At 74.3% G+C, this 6,915-nt stretch carries 6 protein-coding genes and 1 pseudogene; 2 read left to right on the plus strand and 5 right to left on the minus strand.

From position 1 onward, the window contains the following. A pseudogene (locus G3I53_RS10765) lies at positions 1–259 on the plus strand (nucleopolyhedrovirus P10 family protein); the annotation flags it as partial. A 34-nt stretch (positions 260–293) separates the two neighbouring features. On the opposite strand, the gene G3I53_RS10770 reads toward G3I53_RS10765, so the two are convergent. The 3 genes from G3I53_RS10770 to abc-f all read right to left on the minus strand — a co-directional run bounded on the left by G3I53_RS10770 (position 294) and on the right by abc-f (position 3,449). Then, positions 294–1,097, minus strand: a complete 804-nt coding sequence (locus G3I53_RS10770) for an enoyl-CoA hydratase/isomerase family protein (protein WP_164438272.1) — start codon at positions 1,095–1,097, stop codon at positions 294–296. A 149-nt stretch (positions 1,098–1,246) separates the two neighbouring features. Next, positions 1,247–1,468 carry a helix-turn-helix domain-containing protein gene (locus G3I53_RS10775; RefSeq protein WP_030404458.1) on the minus strand — a complete coding sequence of 74 codons (222 nt, stop codon included), beginning with the start codon at positions 1,466–1,468 and terminating at the stop codon, positions 1,247–1,249. A gap of 382 nt (positions 1,469–1,850) precedes the next feature. Further along, positions 1,851–3,449, minus strand: a complete 1,599-nt coding sequence (gene abc-f, locus G3I53_RS10780) for a ribosomal protection-like ABC-F family protein (protein WP_164338140.1) — start codon at positions 3,447–3,449, stop codon at positions 1,851–1,853. 279 nt (positions 3,450–3,728) lie between these two features. Between abc-f and G3I53_RS10785 the strand changes: the two genes are divergently transcribed. Next, complete coding sequence (locus G3I53_RS10785; RefSeq protein WP_164338139.1) at positions 3,729–4,142, plus strand: VOC family protein; 414 nt, start codon at positions 3,729–3,731, stop codon at positions 4,140–4,142. A gap of 46 nt (positions 4,143–4,188) precedes the next feature. Here G3I53_RS10785 and G3I53_RS10790 read toward each other — a convergent pair whose 3' ends face one another. Continuing rightward, complete coding sequence (locus G3I53_RS10790; RefSeq protein WP_164438273.1) at positions 4,189–5,505, minus strand: hypothetical protein; 1,317 nt, start codon at positions 5,503–5,505, stop codon at positions 4,189–4,191. A gap of 354 nt (positions 5,506–5,859) precedes the next feature. After that, on the minus strand, positions 5,860–6,915 hold a 1,056-nt coding region (locus G3I53_RS10795; RefSeq protein WP_164438274.1), incomplete at its 5' end, for a prolyl oligopeptidase family serine peptidase.

The raw sequence follows: 6,915 nt of genomic DNA on the forward strand, positions 1-6,915 counted from the left end.
GGGCGACGAGCGGCGGGTGGCCCTAGCGGTCCTCGCCGTCGCGGGGGTCGCCCGGCTGACCGGCACGCCCGGCCGCCCGGTGCGGCTGACGGTGACACCACCGGGCCAGGCGGCACTGTCGCACCGTCACGTGCGCGTGGACCTCGCCGTGACGGCCGGGCACCGGGCACTGGACGTGGCCCGGACGGTCCGCGCGACGGTGCGGGAGACGCTCCCGGACCGCCCGACGGTGGCCGTCCTGGTCACGGACGCCCACTGAGCGGCCGCCGGGGCCGGGACGGCCGGCCGGGGTGTCAGTCGCCGAGGCCCGCCAGGTCGCGCAGGCGGCGCCCCTGGGCGGCCCGCTCGGCGACCCGCTGCTCCTCGTACGTGCGGTCCAGCGCGCCGCGCAGCAACGCCTTGGTCTCGATGACGGCGTCCCGGGGCGCGGCCAGCAGCGCCGCCGCCAGGTCGCGCACCGCCGCGTCGAGTTCGTCGCCGGGCACCGCCAGGTTGGCCAGCCCGGTGTTGACGGCCTCCTCGGCCAGGACGAACCGTCCCGTCGCGCAGATCTCCAGCGCGCGGGCGTAGCCGACGAGGCCGACCAGGGGGTGGGTGCCGGTCAGGTCGGGCACCAGTCCGAGGCTCGTCTCGCGCATGGCGAACTGCACGTCGTCGGCGACGACGCGCAGGTCACAGGCGAGGGCGAGCTGGAAGCCGGCGCCGATGGCGTGGCCCTGCACGGCGGCGACGGACACCAGGTCGCTGCGCCGCCACCAGGTGAACGCCTCCTGGTACTCGGCGATGATCGCGTCGAGCGCGGCCTCGTCGCCGCGTGCCATGTCGACGAACGACGGTTCGCCCTCGATGCCCTCGGGCGAGAGCATCTGCCGGTCGAGCCCCGCGGAGAAGGACTTGCCCTCGCCGCGCAGCACCACGACCCGGACGGAGCCCGGCAGCAGCCGGCCCGCCTCGGTCAGCGCGCGCCACAGGGCGGGGCTCTGGGCGTTGCGCTTCGCGGGGTTGGTCAGCGTCACCGTGGCGATCGCGTCGTCCACGGTGAGCCGTACGCCGTCCTTGTCGAGTACCGGACCGAGGTCCTGGGCGGGCGAAGCCATGGGGCGCCTCCGATGGGTGCGGTCGTCTCGCGTGCCGTGCGACGGGGTGGGTCCCGGACCGCGGCACGCCTAAGTGACTGCACAGTAACCACCCGGCCGGTCAGTCGGCCGACCGGGTGGCCACCATCGGTGCTGTGGGGCGCCGGGGGTCAGGCCGACGAGGCCTTCTTGCCCCGCGTCGCCCCGCCACGCCCTCGGAGCGTGACGCCCGACTCGCTGAGCATGCGGTGCACGAAGCCATACGAGCGGCCGGTCTCCTCGGCCAACGCCCGGATGCTCGCACCGGCGTCGTACTTCTTCTTCAGGTCTGCCGCGAGCTTGTCGCGCGCGGCGCCGGTCACCCGGCTGCCCTTCTTCAGAGTCTCGGCCACCCGTGCCTCCTCATGGGAAGTGCGCTCTGGTCTTCTCATGATCACCCCTACCGGGCCCGATGGCCACCCATTCGGCAAGGTCGGTGAGACAAGGTTGTGACGACGGGAGCACGTCCCCACAAACGGAATGACGAATTCCAAGCGGTGCCCACGACACCGCCGAACGGGTTCCTCCGCGAAGTTCCTGGTCAGAAAGGCGCCACGGCCGAGTCGCGGCCCCTGGCGCACGCGGCCGCGAAATCCGTGTAGGACACACCCCGGGATGAGGAGATCTCACACAGATGGTGGATCACCGATGGGCCGAATGATCCATACGCAGTGGATCACGGCAGCGTCCGGCCCCCGCACCGACGGCGGGTGGCCGGACGCTCACCGGGCGTGCTCAGGCGAGCGCGACGAGATCGGCGTAGTCGGCGCCCCACAGGTCCTCGACGCCGTCCGGGAGCAGGATGATCCGCTCCGGCTGGAGCGCCTCGACGGCGCCCTCGTCGTGGGTGACCAGGACGACGGCGCCCTGGTACGTGCGCAGCGCGCCGAGGATCTCCTCGCGGCTGGCCGGGTCGAGGTTGTTGGTGGGCTCGTCGAGGAGCAGCACGTTCGCCGACGACACCACCAGGGTGGCGAGCGCCAGGCGGGTCTTCTCCCCGCCGGAGAGCACCCGGGCCGGCTTGTCGACGTCGTCGCCGGAGAACAGGAACGAGCCGAGCACCTTGCGCACCTCGACCAGGTCCATGTCGGGGGCGGCGGAGCGCATGTTCTCCAGCACCGTGCGCTCCTGGTCGAGGGTGTCGTGCTCCTGCGCGTAGTAGCCCAGCTTGAGCCCGTGACCGGGCACGACGGCGCCGGTGTCGGGCTGCTCGACGCCCGCGAGGAGGCGCAGCAGGGTCGTCTTGCCGGCGCCGTTGAGACCGAGGATGACGACCCGGGACCCCTTGTCGATGGCCAGGTCGACGTCGGTGAAGATCTCCAGCGAGCCGTACGACTTCGACAGGCCCTCGGCCATCAGCGGCGTCTTGCCGCAGGGCGCCGGCTCGGGGAAGCGCAGCTTGGCCACCTTGTCGGACTGGCGGACCTCCTCCAGACCGGACAGCAGCCGCTCGGCCCGGCGGGCCATGTTCTGCGCGGCGACCGTCTTGGTGGCCTTGGCCCGCATCTTGTCCGCCTGGGCGTTCAGCGCGGCGGCCTTCTTCTCGGCGTTGGCCCGCTCGCGCTTGCGGCGCTTCTCGTCGGCCTCGCGCTGCTGCTGGTAGAGCCGCCAGCCCATGTTGTAGATGTCGATGGCCGCGCGGTTGGCGTCCAGGTAGAACACCTTGTTGACGACCGTCTCGACCAGGTCGACGTCGTGGGAGATCACGATGAAGCCGCCGCGGTAGGTCTTGAGGTAGTCGCGCAGCCAGACGATCGAGTCGGCGTCGAGGTGGTTGGTCGGCTCGTCGAGCAGCAGGGTGTCGGCGTCCGAGAACAGGATCCGGGCCAGCTCGATACGGCGGCGCTGACCGCCGGAGAGCGTGTGCAGCGGCTGGCCCAGCACCCGGTCGGGGAGGTTCAGCGCGGCGGCGATGGTGGCGGCCTCGGCCTCGGCGGCGTACCCGCCCTTGGTGAGGAACTCGGTCTCCTGCCGCTCGTACTGGCGCAGCGCCTTCTCGCGGGTGGCGCCCTGGCCGTTGGCGATGCGCTGTTCGTTCTCCCGCATCTTGCGGATGAGGACGTCCAGGCCGCGCGCGGAGAGGATGCGGTCCCGGGCGAGGATGTCGAGGTCGCCGGTGCGCGGGTCCTGCGGGAGGTAGCCGACCTCGCCGGAGCGGGTGACGGTGCCGGCAGCGGGGATGCCCTGGCCGGCGAGCACCTTGGTGAGGGTGGTCTTGCCCGCGCCGTTGCGGCCGACCAGGCCGATGCGGTCGCCCTTGGCGACGCGGAAGGTGGCGCTCTCGAGAAGGACACGGGCACCGGCGCGCAGCTCGATGCCGGAGGCGGAGATCACGGACAGACTCCCGGGCGTTGGGGCCCCGGCTCGGGCAGGTTCACGAGCGGGGGGAAGGGTGGCGGTGGGCGGCTGAGGACGGTCCCGCCGTCTAATGCGCGAGGAGAATGGCCATGCGGGCCATTCTAACGGGACCCCGCAACCACTTTTTCTGCGTGCGGGTGTTCGACCGCGCCCGTCCGGCGGGCCGCCGGGCCTTGTCAGTGGCCGGTGTCACACTGGGCGGCAGATGGACAACCAGTGACTTTTCCGGCTACGAGACCCAGGGAAGTGATCTCCATGGCAAGCACGGACGGAGCGCGTCCGACGATCGTCCCCACGCTGCTGTACGCGGACGCGAAGGCGGCGATCCGGCAGCTCACGGAGGCCTTCGGGTTCCGTGACCTGGCGGTGTACGAGGGCGAGGACGGCGTGGTGACGCACGCGGAACTGGCCCAGGGCAACGGCATGGTGATGCTCGGGTCGAAGGGGCGGGGCGGCGCCTTCGACACCGCGATGAAGGACGCGGGCCCGGCCGCGGCGTACATCGTGGTGGACGACGTGGACGCGCACCACCGCCGCGCGGTGGAGCACGGCGCGGAGATCCTGATGCCCCCGACCGACCAGGACTACGGCTCCCGGGACTACATGGCCCGTGATCTCGAGGGCAACATCTGGAGCTTCGGCACGTACGCCCCCGAGATCAAGGGCTGACGCCCGCCGTCCTGCGGCCCGGCCGGCCGGTACCGGCCGGAGCCGGTCAGCCTCCGGTGTGCACCTGGAAGGCGGCCCGGCGGACGGCCTTCGCCAGCGCCGGGTCGGGGTGCGCGGCGGCGAGCGCGACCAGCACCTGCACGGTGCGCGGGTGCCCGACCGCCCGGACCTCGGTGAGCAGCGCGGGGACGGTCGGCTGCACCGCGGACTCCAGGTGCCGCACCAGCAGCGGCGCCTCACCGTGGTCGGCGACCGCGGCGGCGGTGTCGACCCACAGCCAGGTCGCCTCCTCGCGGGTGAGGATCTCGTGGGCGTCCTCGGGGTCGGCGCCGTCGTGCTCGGCGAGCCACAGCAGGGCGTAGGGGCGCAGGGTCGGATCGTCGACGACGGCGCGCACCTCGGGCTCGGCGGGCGCCCCGACCACGCGCAGCGCCTCGAAGGCGAGGCCGCGCAGCAGGGCGTCCTCGCCGCGGGCGGCGGCGATCAGTTCGGTGACGGCGCTGCCGACGGGGCGGGCGGCCAGCCAGGCGCGGTATTCGGCGCGGGCCGCGTTGGGGCGCAGCTGGGCGCAGCCGCGGAGCATGTCGTCGGCGCCCTGCTCGATGTTGCCGGCGGGGCTCTGCGCGGCGACGCAGATCTGCTCCAGCTTGACCCAGACCGCCCAGCTGCCGAGGGCGGTGAGGGTGGCGTGCCCGCCGCCGTAGGTGAGGGCTCCGACGGAGGCGAGGGCGCGCAGGGCCCAGTCCAGGAGCGGTTCCAGCGGGGCGGGCCCGTCGTCGGCGGGCCCGGGGGCTGCGGGGGCGAGGCGGAGCCGGGACGCGCGGGTGTCCCCCGGCCCGTCCGGCTCGTCCGGCCCGTCCGGCTCGCTCTGGGCGGCGTAGTCGATCTCGCAGCGCGCGGTGCGCAGTTCGGTGACGCGCTGCTGGAGGAGGTCGAGCAGCTGGGGCACGGGGACGGGGCCCGCGGAGAGCTGGAGGAAGGAGAGCACCTGCGGCATGGCCGAGACGACCTCGGCGACGGCGGCGGGCTCCTGGCCCTCCGGCTCGGGGACGGCCAGCGACCAGGCGTCGAACAGCGCCACCCAGCCGCGCAGTACGGCGCTGTCGTCGCGGTTCCAGGCCCGCAGCCGCCAGCCGGGGCGCGCGCTGTCGCCGTGCACCTCGACCAGGCCGGCGAGGCGGGCGGTGTCCCAGTCGGCGCGGACCTGTGCGGTGGTCAGGCCGAGGTCGGCGGCGGCGCGTTCGGCGCTCGCGTCGGAGAGGGTGGCCTTGCCGTCACCCGCCGGGCTGCCCCTGCCGGGGCCGAGGGCGGTGTCCGCCCAGCGGGCGATCCGGGCCGCACCGGCCAGACCGGAGCGTGCCATTCCGGCCAGCTCGGCCCGCGCCGGAGTGCCCTCCGGCGGGCGGGGCGCCGGGCGGCGCGGGCGCCGCTGGTGCATCACTTGAGGGGCGGCGGCCAGGGGTCGCGGGCCAACGAGTCGAAGCCTGGAGTCGCGCGGGATACGGGACGTCACGAGTGCAGTCTTGCGGGTGACGGTCCGAAATCCCAAACGGAGGGCCCCGGGTGGGCTGGGAGGAGGCCGGAGCACCGTCCGCGACGCGTCACCGAGGGGGGAAATCTGGCCAGTCGTACGCCTTTGAACGGTGCGGGGGCAGGGCCTCGGGACGGGGTGCGCGGTCGGTTTGCCCGCCCCGGTGTCCGGTGGCCCCGCGCGGTGTCACATGAACGGGGTGAGGAAGCGGCGCAGGGACTCCTCGTAGGCGGCGGGGTCGGCGTTCCACATCGCGCCGTGCGGCGCGTCCGGGACGGTGCGCAGCGTGACCGTGTTCGGCTGGGCGGCGGCGAGCCGGCGGGACAGGGACCAGGGGGCGACGGTGTCGCCGGGCCCGTGGAAGACCAGGGCGGGCACCCCGACCCGGTCCAGCCGGACCGCGTCGGTGCGGCGGTCACCGTAGAGGCCGGTGCGGCCCTGGGCGGCGCGGACTGCGAGCGGCAGCAGCGCGCCGGGGGTGTGCCGGGCGGCGGCGAGCGCGCGCAGGGTCGCCTCCCAGCTGAGCACCGGGGAGTCGAGGACGAATCCCGCGACCCGTTCGCGCAGTCCGGAGCGCGCGCCCGCGCGCAGGGCCATGGTCGCGCCGGTGGACCAGCCGTGCAGGACGACCTGCCGGGCGCCGTTGTCCACCGCGTGGCGGATCGCCGCGTCGAGGTCCCGCCACTCGGTCTCGCCGAGGTGGTTCAGGCCGTCCGGGGAGCGCGGGGCGCCGCGGTCGCCGCGGTAGGCGGGGGCGAGCACGGGGAAGCCGAGGCGGTGCAGGAACCCCATCACGTTCAGGGTGTGTTCCCGGCCGGCGCCGAGGCCGTGCACGGTGATCACCCAGGTGTCGCGCGGGCCGGGCACGAACCAGGCGGGCAGGGGGCCGAGTTCGCCCGCCACCGGGACGTCGGCGTGGTCCAGCCCGAGGGCGGTCCCGGGGTCGCCGATGTGCAGGCCGGGGGTGAGCCGTACCTGGTTGCCGGGTTCCAGGGCGCCGCGGGTCACGCTCTCCAGCCGTCGGACGACGGTGTCGGCGGTGTCCGACGCCCCGGCGAGCACGGGGCCGACGACGGCGTGGACGCCGTCGCCGGAGAGGCCGTACCGGCCGGGCCGCAGGGCGGCGAGGTGCCGGGTGAGGGTGACCCGGCCCGCGGCGGTGCCGTGCACGGTGAGCCGCGGTTCGGTGGGCAGGGGTCTGCCGGCGGGCGCCCTGAGGGCGGCATCGCTGGCGAGTCGGCC

The sequence above is a fragment of the Streptomyces sp. SID14436 genome, assembly GCF_010548465.1.
GTDB lineage: Bacteria > Actinomycetota > Actinomycetes > Streptomycetales > Streptomycetaceae > Streptomyces.